This window comes from Pseudovibrio sp. FO-BEG1, assembly GCF_000236645.1.
In the GTDB taxonomy this organism is placed as follows: domain Bacteria; phylum Pseudomonadota; class Alphaproteobacteria; order Rhizobiales; family Stappiaceae; genus Pseudovibrio.
Map to the genome: position 1 here is coordinate 259,635 of NC_016642.1, position 18,192 is coordinate 277,826.

Annotated in this window: 18 protein-coding genes; 9 read left to right on the forward strand and 9 right to left on the reverse strand. The window is 50.5% G+C overall.

Annotated features, from left to right (window positions below; translation table 11 throughout):
- Window positions 1-13 precede the first annotated feature (13 nt).
- Both PSE_RS01300 and PSE_RS01305 read right to left on the reverse strand, forming a co-directional pair.
- Window positions 14-466: a GNAT family N-acetyltransferase gene (locus PSE_RS01300; RefSeq protein WP_208998061.1), complete on the reverse strand. Its 453-nt coding sequence runs from the start codon at window positions 464-466 to the stop codon at window positions 14-16.
- A 10-nt stretch (window positions 467-476) separates the two neighbouring features.
- Window positions 477-1,631 carry an MFS transporter gene (locus tag PSE_RS01305; RefSeq protein WP_014283217.1) on the reverse strand — a complete coding sequence of 385 codons (1,155 nt, stop codon included), beginning with the start codon at window positions 1,629-1,631 and terminating at the stop codon, window positions 477-479.
- A 184-nt stretch (window positions 1,632-1,815) separates the two neighbouring features.
- Between PSE_RS01305 and PSE_RS01310 the strand changes: the two genes are divergently transcribed.
- The 6 genes from PSE_RS01310 (at window position 1,816) to PSE_RS01335 (ending at window position 6,203) form a co-directional block, all read left to right on the forward strand.
- Entirely contained in the window at window positions 1,816-2,346 is a 531-nt protein-coding gene (locus PSE_RS01310) for a TspO/MBR family protein (protein ID WP_208998062.1), read from the forward strand.
- Between the two features lie 41 nt (window positions 2,347-2,387).
- Complete coding sequence (locus PSE_RS01315) at window positions 2,388-2,582, forward strand: twin transmembrane helix small protein (RefSeq protein ID WP_014283219.1); 195 nt, start codon at window positions 2,388-2,390, stop codon at window positions 2,580-2,582.
- Between the two features lie 24 nt (window positions 2,583-2,606).
- The gene (locus PSE_RS01320) at window positions 2,607-3,182 is read left to right on the forward strand and encodes a cob(I)yrinic acid a,c-diamide adenosyltransferase (RefSeq protein WP_014283220.1); all 576 of its coding nucleotides are present in this window, start codon (window positions 2,607-2,609) and stop codon (window positions 3,180-3,182) included.
- A 290-nt stretch (window positions 3,183-3,472) separates the two neighbouring features.
- Window positions 3,473-4,222 carry an electron transfer flavoprotein subunit beta/FixA family protein gene (locus PSE_RS01325; protein ID WP_014283221.1) on the forward strand — a complete coding sequence of 250 codons (750 nt, stop codon included), beginning with the start codon at window positions 3,473-3,475 and terminating at the stop codon, window positions 4,220-4,222.
- 23 nt (window positions 4,223-4,245) lie between these two features.
- Window positions 4,246-5,175: an electron transfer flavoprotein subunit alpha/FixB family protein gene (locus PSE_RS01330; protein ID WP_014283222.1), complete on the forward strand. Its 930-nt coding sequence runs from the start codon at window positions 4,246-4,248 to the stop codon at window positions 5,173-5,175.
- A gap of 146 nt (window positions 5,176-5,321) precedes the next feature.
- The gene (locus PSE_RS01335; RefSeq protein WP_041768832.1) at window positions 5,322-6,203 is read left to right on the forward strand and encodes a 3-hydroxybutyryl-CoA dehydrogenase; all 882 of its coding nucleotides are present in this window, start codon (window positions 5,322-5,324) and stop codon (window positions 6,201-6,203) included.
- A gap of 67 nt (window positions 6,204-6,270) precedes the next feature.
- On the opposite strand, the gene PSE_RS01340 is transcribed toward PSE_RS01335, so the two are convergent.
- On the reverse strand, window positions 6,271-7,383 hold the full coding sequence (locus PSE_RS01340; protein WP_014283224.1) for a GTP-binding protein: 1,113 nt from the start codon (window positions 7,381-7,383) through the stop codon (window positions 6,271-6,273).
- Window positions 7,384-7,453: 70 nt separating this feature from the next.
- Window positions 7,454-8,797, reverse strand: a complete 1,344-nt coding sequence (locus tag PSE_RS01345; protein ID WP_014283225.1) for a D-alanyl-D-alanine carboxypeptidase family protein — start codon at window positions 8,795-8,797, stop codon at window positions 7,454-7,456.
- Window positions 8,798-9,283: 486 nt separating this feature from the next.
- On the opposite strand from PSE_RS01345, the gene PSE_RS01350 reads away from it, so the two are divergent.
- The 3 genes from PSE_RS01350 (at window position 9,284) to acs (ending at window position 12,571) form a co-directional block, all read left to right on the forward strand.
- Window positions 9,284-9,886, forward strand: a complete 603-nt coding sequence (locus tag PSE_RS01350; RefSeq protein WP_014283226.1) for a glutathione S-transferase family protein — start codon at window positions 9,284-9,286, stop codon at window positions 9,884-9,886.
- A 160-nt stretch (window positions 9,887-10,046) separates the two neighbouring features.
- Complete coding sequence (locus PSE_RS01355) at window positions 10,047-10,445, forward strand: DUF1761 domain-containing protein (protein ID WP_083416806.1); 399 nt, start codon at window positions 10,047-10,049, stop codon at window positions 10,443-10,445.
- 176 nt (window positions 10,446-10,621) lie between these two features.
- Window positions 10,622-12,571: an acetate--CoA ligase gene (gene acs, locus PSE_RS01360; protein WP_041767790.1), complete on the forward strand. Its 1,950-nt coding sequence runs from the start codon at window positions 10,622-10,624 to the stop codon at window positions 12,569-12,571.
- Window positions 12,572-12,649: 78 nt separating this feature from the next.
- Here acs and PSE_RS01365 read toward each other — a convergent pair whose 3' ends face one another.
- From PSE_RS01365 to PSE_RS01385, 5 genes are all read right to left on the reverse strand, one after another.
- The gene (locus PSE_RS01365; RefSeq protein ID WP_148266071.1) at window positions 12,650-13,567 is read right to left on the reverse strand and encodes a hypothetical protein; all 918 of its coding nucleotides are present in this window, start codon (window positions 13,565-13,567) and stop codon (window positions 12,650-12,652) included.
- On the reverse strand, window positions 13,539-14,090 hold the full coding sequence (locus PSE_RS01370; protein WP_158309173.1) for a pilus assembly protein TadG-related protein: 552 nt from the start codon (window positions 14,088-14,090) through the stop codon (window positions 13,539-13,541). Before PSE_RS01370 ends, PSE_RS01365 begins: the two co-directional genes overlap by 29 nt.
- Window positions 14,091-14,216: 126 nt before the next feature.
- Window positions 14,217-14,822, reverse strand: coding sequence for an HNH endonuclease (locus tag PSE_RS01375; protein WP_014283230.1), 606 nt, complete (start codon window positions 14,820-14,822; stop codon window positions 14,217-14,219).
- Window positions 14,823-15,045: 223 nt separating this feature from the next.
- Entirely contained in the window at window positions 15,046-16,452 is a 1,407-nt protein-coding gene (leuC, locus tag PSE_RS01380) for a 3-isopropylmalate dehydratase large subunit (protein ID WP_014283231.1), read from the reverse strand.
- A 304-nt stretch (window positions 16,453-16,756) separates the two neighbouring features.
- Entirely contained in the window at window positions 16,757-17,617 is an 861-nt protein-coding gene (locus PSE_RS01385; RefSeq protein WP_014283232.1) for a metallophosphoesterase, read from the reverse strand.
- Between the last annotated feature and the right edge of the window lie 575 nt (window positions 17,618-18,192).

Genomic DNA, 18,192 nt, shown 5'->3' on the forward strand with positions numbered 1-18,192 from the left:
AATTGAATTAAATCTAAAAACAAAGCGCCGCTTCCCCAGTCAGCTCAGCAATCTTGGCGCGGGCGCGTAGGTAACTTACACCAAATTTCTCGAAGGTATCTCCTTCAATCTGGAAACCGAGGCGTTGGTAGAATGAAGCGGCGTCTTTTCTTGCGTCGCACCAGATGTAATCTGCCTTTTGCAGCTCGGGTTGGCTTGCTGCGAAGCGGATGAGGTTGCTTCCGATGCCGCACCCTTGTTTTTCTGATAGCACGGCCAGTTTTCGCAGTCTCACGGACGGGAGATCGAAGAAGAAAGACCCGACGCCAATCAGGTTCTCCTCTTCAAAGGCACCGATATGAAGAGCCTGATGATCTTCCGGTACCATGACACGCTCAATCGGTGAATCGGGCCAAAGCACCTGCTGACGAAGCTGATAGGTGAGCTTTGCAGGGATACTTCGGAACCTAACCTCCATCGCTTGCATCTCGTCCCCCTCACCCACGCTTAATAAGTGACCGGCTCATAAACAGGCTCAGCACAAGTGCAGGAAGCATCAGCATGAAGCCACCCTGAATGCCAAGATGATCAGCCGCATAACCGATGACGAGCGGACCAACAAGGAAGCCTCCAAGCGCGATCTGAGTCATCAGGCCCACATTGGCGGCAGCAGAACGGCCCGGCTTTTCAGCAGCAGCGGTCACTGCCAGTGGGAAGCCACCGGAAACCCCAAGGCCAACCAGACCAAAACCAAGCAGAGACACAGCATAGTTCGGTGAAAACACCAGAATACCAACACCAATGAGCGCGAGAACAACAATGCCTGCGGCGGCAACCTGAACCTCAACACGGGACCGCAACCAGTCTCCCGTCAGACGGCCAAAGGTCAGCATCATCGCAAAGGTGCTGTAGGCAATACCCGCGTATCCTGCAGAAAGATCAAACAGATCAGTCACATAAATCGCAGACCAATCCGCAATCGCACCTTCGGTCATGGTGATGCCAAACGCAAAGAAGCACACAGCAACCAGCGCGCCACTTGGCATCTGGAAGCCATCCTCGGACTTTTCAGCGACATCAGGCTCCCGCCCTTCTGTCAGACTGCAGGAAGTAAACAGCGCAGGCAGCAACGCCATCCCGCTCACCATCAGGATGCTCTCAGACGGCCCATAGCCAACCCAGGAGAAACCGGAGCTGATCAGGCTACCCACCAACACGCCCAAGCTCCACAAGCCATGACAGCCAGACATAATCAGCTGCCCACTCTTCCGCTCCGTCTTATCCGCAATCACGTTCATGCAGAGCTCAACAAACGCCAGCGAACTGCCAACAACTGCCAAATACACGAAGAGCTCCAGAATGGAACTCGCATAAGTCGGTAGCGGCATCAGGCAGATGAATGCAAACAAGCCAATGATCAGAAGCTGACGTGCACCAAACTTCTCAGTCAACCGACCAGCAAACATCAGCATGATCAGAAGGCCCACCGGCATACCAACCAGAGCCAGCGCAAACTCCCCTTCGCTCACCTGAAGTCTTTGCTGAATTTCTGCGATACGTGGAAACCAGGCGCCAAGCGCTATAGGTTGAAGAAAGAAGACGCCGCGAATAAGATTCACATCGCGCGCACCGAGCACTGCTTGTTGTGTCATGGGGAAAGCTTTGAAGAGAGAGAAACGACTAATATAAATATCTAGCGTGATATTTTAGAAAAATGCAAGCTGTGTAGAGCACCTAATACATCGTTATGCTGCCCGCTGACGTAACAACGCAAACCACCGCGGAAATAAGCGTAAAAAACGCAATTTCGCACAAAACCTTTCAAAAGGAATATCCGTGCCCTTAAGCGACACCACAAAAGCCAAGTTAAAGAACAGAGTTGTCTGGAGTCGTCTCGTTGGATGGGGGCTTTTGTGTTACGCCACAGCAGCTTACGGCGGCATTGTCACCGCACCGGCCATTCCGGAGTGGTATGCCTCCCTCACCAAGCCATCCTTCAATCCGCCAGACTGGCTTTTCGCGCCGGTTTGGTCTGTTCTTTACACACTTCTTGCTATCAGCATCTGGCTGGCCACTGAGTTTCAACAGACTGGTACCAATGATGCAGCCCGGAAACCGGCAAAAACAAGCCTTCAGATAACTTTCGTTATTCTGTTGTTTTTAAACGGAATTTGGTCCTGGGCGTTCTTTGGGCAGCAAAACCCCACTTTAGGTCTCGTTGTCCTTATCATCTTGCTCGCGCTAAGTTTTTTCACTTTCCGCCTGTTTTATAGAGCGCAAATCTTTGCAGCATGGCTATATCTGCCCTATCTCCTTTGGGTTAGCTTTGCAGCCATCCTTAATGTCTCTATTGTGGTTCTGAATTAATCCGACGCCTCAACAGAGGTGTTCAATGATTGGAGATTTTAATGAGCGGTATTGTTGCCACTCTGGTTCCTATTGCCCTTCTCGCCGTCGCTCTGGTCCTCGCTCTCGGCCTCTGGAACATGATGCGCGGCGGAGATCCTAATCGCTCGCAAAAGCTGATGAGATATCGCGTTCTGCTGCAGTTTGCGGCTATCATATTGATTATGCTCTCTGTTTATCTGGCAAGCACATCCTGATTTTTTGGTTTGAAACGGTAGAAAATGGTCACCCTCAATAAGATCTATACAAAGACTGGCGATGACGGCACCACTGCTCTGGGCAGCGGCGAGCGCAGACAAAAGCACGATCTGCGTATCGAAGCCTATGGAACCGTTGACGAAACCAACTCTATTGTCGGCATTGTTCGCCTGCATGCATCCAAAGAGATGCCCGTGCTGGACGAACTGCTCGGCCGCATACAGAACGACCTGTTCGATCTCGGCGCCGATCTGGCAACCCCGGATACCGGCGAAGACCTCGGATACGAGCCGCTGCGCATTACAGAAAATCAGGTCAGCGCTCTTGAAGACGCAATTGACCAGATGAATGTTGAGCTTACCCCATTGAAGTCATTCGTCTTACCGGGTGGAACACCACTGGCGACATACCTGCATCAGGCCAGAACAGTGTCTCGCCGTGCAGAACGCCTTGTTGCCGCGCTCTACCAAAAAGAGAAGGTCAACAAGCAAGCCCTGCAATACCTCAATCGCCTCTCTGACCTCTTCTTTGTTGCGTCTCGCTACGCAAATTTGAAGGGAGAAGGCGATGTTTTGTGGGTGGCAGGCAAAAACAGATAGCGATTTTTTGATTAAAAAATCGACCAAAGGTGCTTGACGAATAGGTAAACTATCAACACTTATGGACAACTATCTTCATCTTAAGGCCACTAGGCCTTATACATTGGTTGAAACCCAATACCTATTTACCCTAGGCGATCGTTGACAGCCCCAAAATAGCTCATTACGGTCGCCGCAATTGCAATGCAATATGCATTCCCTTTTGGCTCTGGTAGCCCGGCGGAAAGAGTGTCTGAACAACTAGGTTACGACGCAAACTCCCCTGTTTTTCTAGTGGAGGTTCTAGGAACATGAAAATTCTCGTGCCCGTAAAACGGGTCGTTGACTATAACGTAAAAGTTCGCGTGAAGGCGGACGGCTCTGGCGTTGAACTGGCAAACGTCAAAATGTCCATGAACCCATTCGACGAAATCGCCGTTGAAGAGGCACTCCGACTAAAAGAAGCCGGCAAAGCAACTGAGATCATTGTTGTTTCCATCGGCCCTAAGCAGGCAACAGAAACCATCCGCACCGGCCTCGCAATGGGCGCCGACCGTGGTATTTTGGTTCAGACTGACGACACAGTTGAGCCGCTTGCAGTCGCAAAGGTTCTCAAAGGCATCGTTGAGGAAGAAGAGCCAGGCCTCGCCATCCTCGGCAAGCAGGCCATCGATGATGACTGCAACCAGACTGGTCAGATGCTTGCTGCACTTCTGGGCTGGGCACAGGGCACCTTCGCATCCAAGGTTGACCTGGGCGACAACACTGTAGACGTCACCCGCGAAATCGACGGCGGCCTGCAGACTGTTAAGCTGAACATGCCAGCAATCGTAACCACCGATCTGCGTCTGAACGAGCCTCGCTACGCTTCTCTGCCAAACATCATGAAGGCAAAGAAGAAGCCGATTGCTGAGAAAACTCTCGCAGACTTCGGTGTAGACGCAACCCCTCGCCTAAAGGTTCTGAACACTGCTGAACCTGAAGCACGTAAGGCAGGCGTCAAAGTAGGTTCCGTTGAAGAGCTGGTCGACAAGCTCAAAAACGAAGCTGGCGTTCTCTAAGTCAGGTCAAAGGAGTTAGTAATATGACCACGCTTCTTGTGGCTGAACATTCAAATTCTGCATTGAACGAAGCAACCGCTAAAGCGCTGACTGCAGCTGCTGAAATGGGCGGCGACGTTCACATCCTCGTTGCTGGTAAAGACTGTGGCGCAGCAGCTGAAGCTGCTTCCAAACTGTCCGGCGTTGCTAAAGTTCTCGTCGCTGACGATGCAGCTTACGAGCATCAGCTTGCTGAACCAGTTGGCGATCTGATTGTTGCTCTCGCAGGTGACTACGATGCAATCGTTTCTGCTGCGACAACCAATGGCAAGAACACTCTGCCACGCGTTGCTGCAAAGCTCGACGTAATGCAGATCTCTGACATCATCGCTGTTGAAGCTGCGGACACTTTCAAGCGTCCAATCTACGCAGGCAACGCGATCCAGACTGTACAGTCTGCTGATGCAAAGAAGGTTCTGACTGTTCGTACAGCATCCTTCGCTGCAACTGCTGAAGGTGGTTCAGCACCGGTTGAAGCTGCTGCAGCTTCCGCTGATCCGGCAATCTCCTCCTTCGTTGGTGAAGAAATCGCTGCTTCTGATCGTCCTGAACTGGCTGGTGCTAAGATCATCATCTCCGGTGGTCGTGCTCTCGGTTCTGAAGAGAAGTTCAACGAAGTCATCACTCCAGTTGCTGACAAGCTCGGCGCAGCAATCGGCGCATCCCGCGCTGCTGTTGATGCTGGTTACGCACCAAACGATTGGCAGGTTGGTCAGACCGGTAAGGTCGTCGCACCTGATCTTTACATTGCCTGTGGCATCTCCGGTGCAATTCAGCACCTCGCAGGTATGAAAGATTCCAAGATCATCGTCGCAATCAACAAAGACGAAGAAGCACCAATCTTCCAGGTTGCTGATTATGGACTGGTCGCAGACTTGTTCGAGGCTCTTCCTGAACTGGAAAAAGCCCTCTAATCATATTTGATTAGCTTTTCAGGAACCCCGGGATGTTAATATTTCATTCTGGGGTTCTTGCTGTTTGAAGCAAGACTTGCGATGTATGTTGTTACGAGAACGTCAAAGCACGTTTAGAGAGTGCTTGTAAGAATTTGGATCTGACAATGGTGGTCGAAGTAAAGAAAGTCGGTGTAATTGGCGCCGGTCAAATGGGCAATGGCATCGCACACGTTAGTGCTTTGGCTGGTTATGATGTAATCCTTCACGATATCGATCAGGATCGTATCGACAATGGTCTTGCCAGCATCAACGGCAATATGGCCCGTCAGATCTCTAAGGGTACCATCACAGAAGAAGAGCGTGACCTTGCTCTCACCCGCATCAAAACCTCTGAAGATGTCTCCGCTCTTAGCGATGCAGATCTCGTGGTTGAAGCGGTGAGCGAGAACGAGCAAATCAAACGCAAGGTTTATCAGAGCGTTTGTCCGGTTCTGAAACCAGATGCTATTCTTGGTTCAAACACCTCTTCCATTTCCATCACGCGTCTTGCATCCGCAACAGATCGTCCGGAAAAGTTCATCGGCATCCACTTCATGAACCCAGTTCCAGTGATGGAACTCGTAGAGCTCGTACGCGGTATTGCAACAAGCGATGAAACCTTTGAAATTTCCAAGGGCTACACCCTTGGCCTGAACAAGACCATTGCAGTTTCAGAAGACTTCCCAGCATTCATGGTGAACCGTATTCTGCTGCCAATGATCAACGAAGCGATCTACACCCTCTATGAAGGTGTTGGCTCTGTTGAAGCAATCGACACAGCAATGCGTCTGGGTGCAAATCACCCAATGGGTCCACTGCAGCTGGCTGACTTTATTGGCCTCGACACCTGCCTCTCCATCATGCAGGTGCTCTACGAAGGCCTGGCAGACACCAAGTACCGCCCATGCCCGCTTCTGGTGAAGTACGTTGAGGCTGGCTGGCTCGGTCGCAAAACCCAGCGTGGTTTCTACGACTACCGCGGTGAAGTGCCGGTCCCGACCCGCTAAAAGCGCACGATAGAAACACAAAAGCCCGCTAAGTGAGCGGGCTTTTTTATTAGGTCAAATCAGCAGCTTATTTAAACGTGCCGCTGAACCCGCCAATAGAAAGTGGATTGTCCATCATCGCAGTCTGGTCCGGCGTATCTGCGGCCACACCACCTGTGAAGGCATCAAACATCTTCTTTACAAAGCCCTCAGACAAGCCCTTAGTGATGAACACAAGACGCGTTCTATGATCCGCGTCAGGCCACTCAGCAAGCCGTGCAGGTGGATGAAACACATGCTGCACCCCATGGATCACCAAAGGCTGTTCCGGATGCTCTACGGTCTTTATAATTCCTTTAACACGCAACAACTTAGGGCCATGCGCAGAACGAAGTAGATCCAGAAACATCTCCAGCGCCGCATTCGAAACAGCACGATCCGTTTCCAGCGTAAACGCACGCACATCCTTGCCATGACGGTTCGGATCATGATGGTGGTCATGATCGTATCCGTCACCATGATGATGGTGATGACCGTGAGAGCTATGCTCTTCCTTATAAGCTTCTTCTTTCAACCACTTCTGCACATCAGGGATCTTGGTCTCAGGATTGTAAAGACCACAATTGACGAGGGCTGCCGCAGTTGCAGACCCATCCTGCGCTTTCAGCATAGTTGCACCCGGATTCAGATGCTTCAGCTCTGCTATCAACCCGTCAGAAGGCTCTTCTAAATCAGTCTTGGTGAGAACAATACGATCTGCAACAGCAACCTGCTTCACCGCCTCTTCGTGAGAGTGAATGGTATCAAGACCATTGACCGAATCCACAAGCGTTACTACCCCATCAAGGCGATATCGCATAACGAGATAAGGATGCAGCATTACAGTATGAAGCACCGGCGCAGGATCAGCCAGACCGGTGGTTTCAATAATCACACGGTCGATTTTCTTCATCCGGCCATTATCAATACGGCGTAGAATATCTTCCAGTGTGTTGATGAGATCACCACGAATAGTGCAGCACAAACAACCGGATGAAAGTTCAATGATGCCATCATCAATGGTATCGACCAGCAGATGGTCCAGCCCGATCTCACCAAACTCATTGATAATAACGGCAGTGTTCTCCAGAACTGGCTCTTTGAGAATACGGTTCAGAAGCGTTGTTTTGCCTGCTCCCAAAAAGCCGGTAATGACGCTCATTGGGATTGGTGTTGGCGGACTCCGCCTCTCTTTGGTACTAGCCATAATTCTGCACTGCCTGTAGCTACGGTTACTGCGTTTTACCGAAGACAGGCGTATTAGCATAGAGCCCACCCGGGCTGCCAAACAAATCTCGTTTAGAGCTGGACTTTAATGGCTGCAGCGAAGCCCCCTTACCCACTGGCACATTCAAAACAGGCTGCTGAATACCGCCAATCGGCTGCCTCTCCAAACTACCCTTTGATCCTGGCTTCGGCGTCGGCATAGGTACTGCATTGCCCATTTTCTTAAGCGCAACAACAGGGTGCTCATTGCCAATACGAACAGTCACCGGCGCATAAGATTTCAGCTGAGGCCCCAAAATCTCTTCAAATACCAAACCCCAGTTCACCTTCTTCTTCGAAAGACGAATGGATTTTCCTTTCGGGCTCGGGCTGCCGGCATCCGCATAGGCCATCATGCTTGCAGAACCACGATTACTGCCAAATCGATCCACCAACTGCTGAGCCGTTGGTTTGGCATTACGCTTGCAATATCTGTCTTTAGGCGGGGCTTGTTTACCGCTACCCCGGAAGACTCCAATGTTCGTTCCAACGGTCTTCTTAAAACCGGTATCAATTAGCTTCTTGGCAAAAGCTGACCGTTCCAGACTGGAAGCTGCCCCCAAAACAATCGCAATAACGGTCCTGCCATTCCGCGTGGCCGAGGTCGCAACATTGAAGCCGGAGTTACAGATATAGCCGGTTTTCATACCGTTCGCGCCAGCTGTCCGCAGCAGAAAATCTCTGTTCCCAGACCGAAACGTTCTGCGTCCAAAGCGAATTCCCGGATGGCTCATGTAAGAGCGATACTGCGGAAACTTGTTCCAAAGCTCTCGCGCAAGAATAGCCATATCCCGCGCAGTGGTGACCTGACGATTGTCCGGCAAACCATGTGGGTTCACAAAGTTGGTGTGCGACATGCCCATGCGTCGTGCGTTGGCATTCATCATGGCAATGAAGTTCTCTTCAGTCCCACCAACCCGCTCAGCTACAGCAACAGCTATATCATTGGCAGACTTCACAAGGATCATCTTCAACGCATTATCAAGCGTGATTGTAGTTCCTACTTTGAAGCCCATCTTACTCGGCGGCTGATTGAGTGCATTTTGAGAGACCATCACCATATCACTCATCGCCATATCCCCTCGGGAGATATGCTGAAAAGCCAAATAAGCAGTCATCATTTTGGTGAGAGAAGCAGGATACCAGCGATCGAAAGCGGCATTATGCTCAAGCACTTGGCCATTATCGGCATCCATCAGCAACCAAGCAGCAATATCAGCACGAGCCGTTGAGAGCACTGAGCCCAGAGCTACCGCGAAAACAGCAAAAAATCGAACCTTCTGCGCAATCCAATAAACTGAAAATTTCACGATATTGTCGCTCCACGCCTACCAGTATTTGCAGCAAGCACCCTTTGCATCGCTGACGTCGATAGCTTCGTTGCCAATTGAATTCCATGAACAGCCCAAGCTATCGATGGGCAACACCGTAACGGTAAACAATAAAAACTATGTCACCAGACACCGGGAATAGAATTAGGTGTCTCTCCTGAAATATTGGGGGTGACATTATCAGCAAAAGACCGCCATTTCCAAACATTTCAGAGGAATTTCTTCTGATGGTTATTTTATGAAATCAGGCTATCAAAGAGACACTGTAGCAATCACCCCTTCAGTTGTGAGGGGTAACCTATGCAGAGCGAGAGGAAAGCCATAAATTTCAGCCTAACTGTCAATCAACTGTCCGGATTAACTGCTTTTCCGTTCAAATCATCCGCCTTTATCCTCAAGTCTCAAACAACGAGGCTTCCCTTTTCGTCAAAGCCCGCCGATGATCAGGGAAATGAGGAGGATTTCATGTACAAAGTTATTGGACACCCGCAATCAAGAACCATGCGGGTTTTATGGCTCTTGGAAGAACTGGATCTGCCTTACGAGGTCGTTCCAAGTAAACCGCACCATGAAAATGTTTATGCCGTAAATCCTTCAGGCAAAATTCCTGCCCTGATCGTCGGCGATGAAACCATTTACGATTCAACAGCCATCTGCACATATCTGGCAGACAAACATTCAGGCCTTTCCTTCCCAGCTGGAACTCTGGAACGCGCCCAGCAAGACAGTTTCACAAACTTTGCACTGGATGAGATGGATTCAATCCTCTGGATGGCTGCAAAACACTCATTCATTCACCCGGAAGATCAGCGCGTCCCCGACATCAAACCAGCCTGTCGTTTCGAGTGGGCAAGATCGATGAAGCATCTTGAAGCCCGTTTGAAAGGTAAGACATGGGCGATGGGAGACACCTTCACCATTTCCGACATCATCATCGGACACTGCGCATTCTGGGCCAAAGTTTCCAAGTTTGAGTGGCCAGAAGGCCCAGTAAGCGACTATTTCTCAAGAGTTTTGGCGCGACCAGCTCTGGCAAAAGCTAATGAAAAAGCCCTTGCTCAACTCTGACTATCGCAAAACGGAGGGTGGATCTCACCCCCCTCTCCCAAAGCATTCAAAGGCTAATTCAAGTCACTAGCCCTTGATGCCTCCAGATATTTTCAATACATTTCTCAGATAAGAAATACTAAATCATGTGCACACCATATCTTATACAGGGTGTATTGATATGATTGAAGGAATTTACTTACCGGGTGTGCTTGCCGCCGGAATCGCCTCATATATTTTCGGTTCTATTTGGTACTATGTACTTTCATATTCATGGATGAAAGCTGTCGGCATCTCTGAAGAAGATGTTCAGATGTCACCATCTACCTACGTCGTCACATTTCTCTGCGAAATGATCATGGCCTTCGTACTGGCCGGAATTCTCGTTTATTCAGGATCAGTCACCATCATCAGCGGCATCACTGCAGCCATCGTGATTTGGGGCGGGTTTGTTCTGACTGGCCTTATCGTCAATCACAAGTTTCAACGCGCTTCATGGATGCTGACCTTTATTGACGCTGGCCATTGGCTTGGCGTTCTCATGGTTCAAGGCGCTGTTTACGCTCTGATTTCCGGCTAAAACATCACTTCGACTAATCGCCTATTGCTGAATTTTCGTAGGTCAAACGAACCTAGAGAGAACGGGACCTACGAAAGTTCGAAGCATAAGCGCTAGACGCCCCAACGGCAGCTGCCCATAATACGCCACAGGAGTTGGGTATGTGATTACCCGTGGAGGAAATGGGGAGATTGACCATGACTGGTGATGTGTATCCAGTACCGGCTGAGATTGCCGAAAACGCCCTGCTCAACAACGAGCAGTACTTGGAGATGTACAACAAGTCCGTTGAAGATCCCGACGGATTCTGGGGGGAGCACGGAAAGCGGATTGATTGGATCAAGCCCTACAAAACCGTCAAAAACACCTCCTACGACTATCACAATGTTTCCATCAAATGGTTTGAAGACGGCACGCTGAACGTAGCAGCAAACTGTATTGATCGTCATCTGGCAGAACGCGGCGATCAGCCTGCAATCATCTGGGAGGGTGATGAGCCGGATCAAAGCAAAACCATCACCTACAAGCAGCTTTCTGACGCCGTAAACCGCTTCGCAAACGTCTTGCTGGCCAATGGAGTCAAAAAAGGTGATCGCGTCACCGTCTACATGCCAATGATCCCTGAAGCAGCCTACGCAATGCTCGCTTGCGCCCGTATCGGCGCCGTGCATTCCGTTGTATTCGGCGGCTTCTCACCAGACAGCCTCGCAGGCCGTATCGAAGACTGTTCCTCTCGCTTCGTGATCACCGCTGACGAAGGCGTTCGCGGTGGCAGAACCGTGCCGCTTAAAGAAAACACCGACCGCGCGATCGAGAAATGCGGAAACGTCGACAAAGTGTTCGTCGTGAAACGCACCGGTGGCAACATCAACATGACTGAAGGCCGTGACCTTTGGTACCATGAAGAGATCGAGAAAGTCTCCGCAGACTGCCCACCAGCAGAAATGAATGCTGAAGACCCACTCTTCATCCTCTACACTTCCGGCTCCACAGGCCAGCCAAAAGGCGTCATGCACACCTCAGGCGGTTACCTCGTCTACGCATCCATGACGCACCAATACGTCTTCGACTATCATCCGGGCGAAGTCTACTGGTGTACAGCTGACGTTGGCTGGGTCACAGGCCACAGCTACATCCTCTACGGCCCACTCGCAAACGGCGCCACAACCCTGATGTTCGAAGGTGTGCCAACCTACCCAACTGCAGGTCGCTTCTGGGAAGTTTGTGACAAGCACAACGTCAACATCTTCTACACTGCCCCAACTGCAATTCGTGCACTGATGGGTGCAGGTGATGAGCACGTCACCAACACCTCCCGCAAATCGCTCCGTATTCTTGGCTCTGTCGGTGAACCGATCAATCCGGAAGCATGGATGTGGTATCACAACGTGGTTGGCGAACAGCGCTGCCCAATCGTGGACACATGGTGGCAGACAGAAACCGGCGGCATCCTCATCACACCACTGCCGGGTGCAACAGACCTCAAACCAGGCTCTGCAACCCGACCATTCTTTGGAATCCAACCTGCAATCGTTGATGCAGAAGGCAACTTCCAGGAAGGCGCCACCGAAGGTAACCTCGTCATCACAGACAGCTGGCCAGGCCAGATGCGTACGGTCTACGGAGATCACGAGCGCTTCGTCCAGACCTACTTCGCAACCTACAAAGGCCTGTACTTCACAGGTGACGGCTGCCGCCGTGACGAAGACGGTTACTATTGGATCACAGGCCGCGTGGATGACGTAATCAACGTTTCCGGCCACCGTATGGGCACCGCGGAAGTAGAAAGCGCTCTCGTCGCTCACCCAGACGTCTCAGAAGCCGCTGTAGTGGGCTACCCACACGACGTGAAGGGTCAGGGTATCTATGCTTATGTAACCCTCATGGAAGGCCTTGAGCCATCTGAAGAACTGAAGAAGAAACTGGTGAAGCACGTTCGCGCCGAAATCGGCCCAATTGCATCCCCTGACCTCATTCAGTTCGCCCCTGGCCTGCCGAAGACCCGCAGCGGTAAAATCATGCGCCGCATCCTCCGCAAAATCGCAGAGGACAGCTTCGAAAATCTCGGCGACACCTCAACCCTCGCCGACCCAACCGTAGTTGGCGACCTAATCGACAACCGCCAAAACCGAGCTGAAACGGTATAAGTTAGTCAGATAGCAGACTGAAAACACAAAACCCCGCCGAACTGGCGGGGTTTTTCGTTGCTGAATGAGCATCAAACTTTACTGAGACAGATAGATATTTTTAATATCGTTTGCAATCTTTTCAAACGCTTGGATCAACTCACTCTCATTGTCAGCTTTATAGAAAGTACTGCTGCTTGTTGCACAAGACTCCATCACTCGCTTGGCGGCATAAGAGCTTCCGAAATGAACAGAATATACAGTGATATTTTTGTCCTTCATATTCTTACAAATTTCTTTCGCTCTAGCAGATGAAGTGCCGTACTCTCCATATGATGATGAGTACCTCCAATCTATCTTATTGGCGAAAAACTCATGCTCATCCCTTGTAAACTTGTTTGAACCGTCAGGATTGGGACCTTCCGTCCAAGTGCCATTACGCTTTTTCTCAGCAATTTTTTCTTCACGTGCACGCTCGACACGATCATAGTTATAATTATCGCGATAATGCACGTTGAAATCGCCATCAGTCATAAACACTGCATATTTTCGAATATTAGGTGTGTCATATGAAAGAGGCTTGCTGTTTGTCGGCCAAAAACTCGACCATCTTGGAGAGATGGTGTACCAGCCCCAAGCAATCCCGATTTGACCTGCAGTACCCCCTCCTGCTGACAGCTGTCTAATCGAACTCTCAATCTTAGTCCTATCGGCTGTGAGAGGAACTATCTTTGCATTTCGAGGACAGTAACTATAGCCAGACCCAATATAATCTGTGTTACCTTCATCGTCTTCGAAATCATGAGGAACTTCGGTAGTAGCTTGGTTCATGATGCGTTCATGAACACAACCATAATAGCTAACATCAAACGTTGCTTTTTCTGCAAGTGTATTATCTAGCTTCACACCATTGCTATACGGAATAAAAGAGACACGGATGCGACTCTTTGCAATGTCAGTATCCTCAGGCAGTAGAGCATTAAGCAAACTAGTTGAAGCTCTTTTTAAGCGCACCAATGTGCGATCTCATCGATCCGGTTACATCGACAATTACTGAAACCTCTACATTGCTTCTTGGGAATCTTGCAGTTGAGCTACTACCAACTGCGAGATCGCTGGTTTCATCACTACTCCCACCTGTTAAGAGCCCGATCATTGGAGAAAAGCTATTACTTAGCTTTGCTGACGCACTAGCGGAAATAGTATCTCCACCAATCTCATATTTAACTATAGGTTTTGTTACTTCAACATCTTCGCCAATAGAGTCTTTGATGTTCGCTTCAAAGTACTCTTCAATCATTGCTTGAACTTCGGCTTTACTCATATCAGTCGTCGAAAGCTTATTAGCCACAGCCAATACAGCCGCATCCAAGGCTTGGTTAACTGCTCTTCGAGTGTTGAAGCCCATACCAAAATCAATGGCCATTCCGGCAAAAACGATCATCAGAACCATAAGAACGGCCACGAGCACTGCAACCATTCCATCTTCGGAGCGATTGAACTTCTTAAATAGATCGGAGAATTGCTTGAAGTAACCCATCGTGATGCCCACCATCGACGCCCATGTAATTATGCCTAGCATAATCTAAGGGAGGTATCGCGGGTATTAATCACTCAACTTTATCGAAAGTTTTGAGGCAGATGGCTAACAAACCATTAACTGCAATCACGGTTCCAGTTCGCTGTCCCAGTAAAGGAAATCCAGCCAGCTTTCGTGGAGGTAGTTTGGTGGGAAGAGGCGACCGTTGTTATGCAGGTCCTGAACGCGTGGGATGAATGGCATTTGCACAGGGCGCATGTTCATTTCCTGCCAGGATTTATTCGCTTTCCGTAGGTTACAGGGCGAACAGGCTGTTATGACATTATCCCACGTGGTCAGCCCGCCTTTGCTACGCGGAATAAGGTGATCGAACGTCAAATCTCTCTCAGATCCGCAATACTGGCACTGGAACTTATCTCTCAGAAACACGTTAAACCGCGTAAAGGCCGGATTTCTCTCAGTCTCAACAAATGACTTGAGCGCCACAACGCTTGGGAGCTGGAACTCGAAGCTTGGGCTTCGGACAACCTGATCATACTCTGAGACAATATTCACCCGGTCCAAAAACACAGCCTTCACCGCTTCCTGCCATCCCCAGAGAGACAAGGGATAGTAAGAGAGAGGTCGATAATCTGCATTCAACACAAGCGCCGGGAAAGCGCCTTCTGAAACGACTGCGTTCACAACATACTCCGGAGTTTCGTCTGGCTTAGAGTACCAAACGGAAATCATCTTGAGATGCTGTGATATTGTAGGCTCCAAATGACAGCTATGTGAAGTCTGACACTGCCTCTTACCCTAAGGAAATCAAAACGCGGCACCTAGCCACTCAGACAGATCATAACCAAATCAGCGTCTTAGCTCGGCAAATTCCATCAGGTCGCAGCCAATCCTGCAAATAAAAAAAGCGGGAATAGTCACCTACTCCCGCTTCTCTTTGAATTCTTAGCAGTGATTACTTCCAGTCGCGTACGTCAACAAAGTGACCTGCGATCGCTGCTGCGGCAGCCATGCCTGGAGAAACAAGGTGTGTACGGCCCTTGAAGCCCTGACGACCTTCGAAGTTTCGGTTGGATGTGGAAGCACAACGCTCACCCGGCTTCAGCTTGTCAGCGTTCATCGCCAGACACATGGAACAACCCGGTTCACGCCATTCAAAGCCTGCGTCCTTGAAGATCTCATCCAGACCTTCCGCTTCTGCCTGTGCTTTCACCAGACCGGAACCCGGCACGATCATCGCGCTCACGGTGTCAGCAACCTTCTTGCCCTTAACAACCTCTGCTGCTTCGCGCAGGTCTTCGATACGGCCATTGGTACAGGAACCAACGAACACACGATCAATCTTGATGTCGGTGATCTTCTGGCCAGCTTCAACGCCCATGTACTCCAGAGCACGCTCTTTAGAAGCACGACGGGTTTCGTCTTCAATGTCAGCTGGGTTTGGAACAACGCCAGTCACTGATGCAACGTCTTCAGGAGAAGAGCCCCAGGTCACGATTGGAGGCAGGTTCGCTGCGTCCAGAACGATTTCCTTATCGAACTCAGCACTCTCGTCAGTGAACAGAGTTTCCCAGTAAGAAACAGCCTGCTCCCATGCAGCGCCTTTAGGAGACTTCGGACGACCCTTCAGGTATTCATAGGTCTTTTCATCCGGAGCAATCAGACCAGCACGTGCGCCAGCTTCGATGGACATGTTACAAACGGTCATGCGACCTTCCATGGAAAGACCACGGATTGCTTCACCAGCATACTCGATCACGTAGCCAGTACCACCAGCAGTGCCCAGCTCGCCGATGATCGCCAGAACGATATCTTTCGCAGTAACACCTTCAGGCAGCTGACCATTTACAGTCACACGCAGGTTTTTCGCCTTCTTCTGGATCAGCGTTTGGGTCGCCAGAACATGCTCCACTTCAGAAGTACCGATACCGTGAGCAAGGGAGCCGAATGCACCGTGTGTGGACGTATGACTGTCACCACAAACGATGGTCATACCTGGCAGTGTAAAGCCCTGCTCCGGGCCAACGATGTGCACGACGCCCTGACGCTGGTCGAGCTCAGAGTAGTACTCAACGCCAAACTCAGCAGCGTTGTCTGCCAGCGTCTGAACCTGCAGCGCGCTCTCAGGATCATCAATGCCCTTGGAACGGTCAGTGGTTGGAACGTTGTGGTCAACAACAGCCAATGTGCGCTTAGGGTGACGAACCTGACGGCCAGCCATACGTAGGCCTTCAAACGCCTGCGGGCTTGTAACTTCGTGTACCAGGTGGCGGTCAATGTAAAGCAGGCAAGTACCGTCTTCTTGCGTGCTGACCACGTGGTGGTCCCAGATCTTATCGTAAAGAGTTTTGGCCTGCGACATTGCGCTTGTCTCCTGGAAACGATTGATCCTTGTTTTTCTCGCAGTTCTGATCGCACCTACCAAGCGCTCAAGATCCGCGAAAACAGGATCATTCACTTTTTACCTGCAGCTCTCTGCGGCCGCATAAATCTTGAAAATGCAAAGGCGTCACAACAGAAGCCTCCGCTATACTGGCTCTATTAATCCTCTCAGATCGCCAAAATATCAAGCTTCTTTGCCTTGAGATTCTCTCAAGACCAGGAGGTAATCATAGCAAATTGAAGGCCTTCAAAGGGTCCACCACATCGCCGCAATACATTGCAATCTAAGCATATATTTCTATGAGCAAAAGTTCCGGTGGGCACATAAATCGAATGGGAAGTCCAGAACATCCCAGACCACTGCTCACAATGAGAGTGCTTCCATTTTCCTCAAAAGCGCCCTTCGCGTACTTCCGGTCCAGACGCGATGGTATTGTCAAAGCGCCAATAAACGGCAAGCGAACCTGCCCCCCATGCGTATGCCCACTCAATGTCAAATCTACGGATTTCTTAGCTTCCAGGAAGATATCTGGCTCATGAGCCAACAGAATCCGCGGGGCCATGTCATCTTCAACCTGACTTAAGGCCACCTCAAGATCATCCCGCCGGCCTTTGCCATGCAGCTGACAAGCTTCTCCATACTGATCATCCAGTCCGATAATCCAGACATGGGAGTTCCCACGTGTCGACACGCGCTGTGCCTTATTCTCAAGAACAGTCACACCGGAGGCTTCCAGCGCCTCTCTGGCTTCCTCACCACCTTCCAGCCAATCGTGATTGCCCAGCACACCAAACACCCCCAGAGGGGCTTTTAAACGCTCCATAGGCTGCGCCCAGTCAGCAGCTGCTGCCAACCGCCTTGCAAAGGGAGGATGCATAGCGGTGTGAAAATCGCCCAAAAGCGTAATGAGATCAGGCTCCAGACTGTTCGCACGCTCAACGATGCGCTTAATCCGTTCTGGCCGCATCCATGGCCAGCAGGCATGCAGATCAGTCAGCACAGCAATCCGCAAAGGTTTCTGGCCAAGAGCATCAGGAGAGACAACAACTTTATGCCGCGTGATTTTGGGAGGGAGCCAAGGCTCAACGAAAACGGCATAGATGCCGAGTAACACGACGAAAAGGATGATGAGTGCAATCACCATTCTGTTTCAAATCCCCTGCTCAGCCATCAACCAAAACCAGCTTAACCCACGTTGATTAATTGTATTCTGACAGACACCTCGACTGCCTCCCCAAAAACTACGTGAAGTTCTCTGCAAACGGTTGGTTGAACACTATTAGAAACACCAATAGCACCACATGGCATCCCATGCAGTGGTGGAGCTGGAGTTCCCGATAAGCGGGATGAGCAAGGCGGCAGGCAATACCTGCGCTACTTATTGAAACTAATTCTTCGGCATCGACTACACGCCTTGCCCGGACGTTTTTGCAGGAGGCTAAAGCCAAGCTCCAAAAGACACTTGGAAGCGTTGCAGCTGTTGGAAAGCCTCAACGCTCAGTGTTGGCGCCCGTTGGTTTGGCCGGACATCCGCTATCCCTCAACACTGTTGGCGAAAGGGGAACCTCCACGGACCCGCCTGAAGATGCGTTAAGTCTTCAGATAGCCCCGCCCTGCCCACACCGTACCGACGGACGCTCCGCCAGCCGCCCGAATGCGCAGGCATGGCTTTAGTATGGGCATGGTTTCAAGCCAGGGGGATAAGTTTTTTGCGACCCG

Excerpts from the sequence above, each read along its gene's own strand:
- PSE_RS01325 (WP_014283221.1), top strand. The coding sequence starts at position 3,473 with ATGAAAATTCTCGTGCCCGTAAAACGGGTCGTTGACTATAACGTAAAA.
- acs (WP_041767790.1), top strand. The coding sequence starts at position 10,622 with ATGACTGGTGATGTGTATCCAGTACCGGCTGAGATTGCCGAAAACGCC.
- PSE_RS01375 (WP_014283230.1), bottom strand. The coding sequence starts at position 14,822 with ATGATTTCCGTTTGGTACTCTAAGCCAGACGAAACTCCGGAGTATGTT.
- PSE_RS01355 (WP_083416806.1), top strand. The coding sequence starts at position 10,047 with ATGATTGAAGGAATTTACTTACCGGGTGTGCTTGCCGCCGGAATCGCC.
- PSE_RS01335 (WP_041768832.1), top strand. The coding sequence starts at position 5,322 with ATGGTGGTCGAAGTAAAGAAAGTCGGTGTAATTGGCGCCGGTCAAATG.
- PSE_RS01385 (WP_014283232.1), bottom strand. The coding sequence starts at position 17,617 with ATGGTGATTGCACTCATCATCCTTTTCGTCGTGTTACTCGGCATCTAT.
- leuC (WP_014283231.1), bottom strand. The coding sequence starts at position 16,452 with ATGTCGCAGGCCAAAACTCTTTACGATAAGATCTGGGACCACCACGTG.
- PSE_RS01320 (WP_014283220.1), top strand. The coding sequence starts at position 2,607 with ATGGTCACCCTCAATAAGATCTATACAAAGACTGGCGATGACGGCACC.
- PSE_RS01340 (WP_014283224.1), bottom strand. The coding sequence starts at position 7,383 with ATGAGCGTCATTACCGGCTTTTTGGGAGCAGGCAAAACAACGCTTCTG.
- PSE_RS01300 (WP_208998061.1), bottom strand. The coding sequence starts at position 466 with ATGCAAGCGATGGAGGTTAGGTTCCGAAGTATCCCTGCAAAGCTCACC.
- PSE_RS01350 (WP_014283226.1), top strand. The coding sequence starts at position 9,284 with ATGTACAAAGTTATTGGACACCCGCAATCAAGAACCATGCGGGTTTTA.
- PSE_RS01315 (WP_014283219.1), top strand. The coding sequence starts at position 2,388 with ATGAGCGGTATTGTTGCCACTCTGGTTCCTATTGCCCTTCTCGCCGTC.
- PSE_RS01370 (WP_158309173.1), bottom strand. The coding sequence starts at position 14,090 with ATGGGTTACTTCAAGCAATTCTCCGATCTATTTAAGAAGTTCAATCGC.
- PSE_RS01330 (WP_014283222.1), top strand. The coding sequence starts at position 4,246 with ATGACCACGCTTCTTGTGGCTGAACATTCAAATTCTGCATTGAACGAA.
- PSE_RS01305 (WP_014283217.1), bottom strand. The coding sequence starts at position 1,631 with ATGACACAACAAGCAGTGCTCGGTGCGCGCGATGTGAATCTTATTCGC.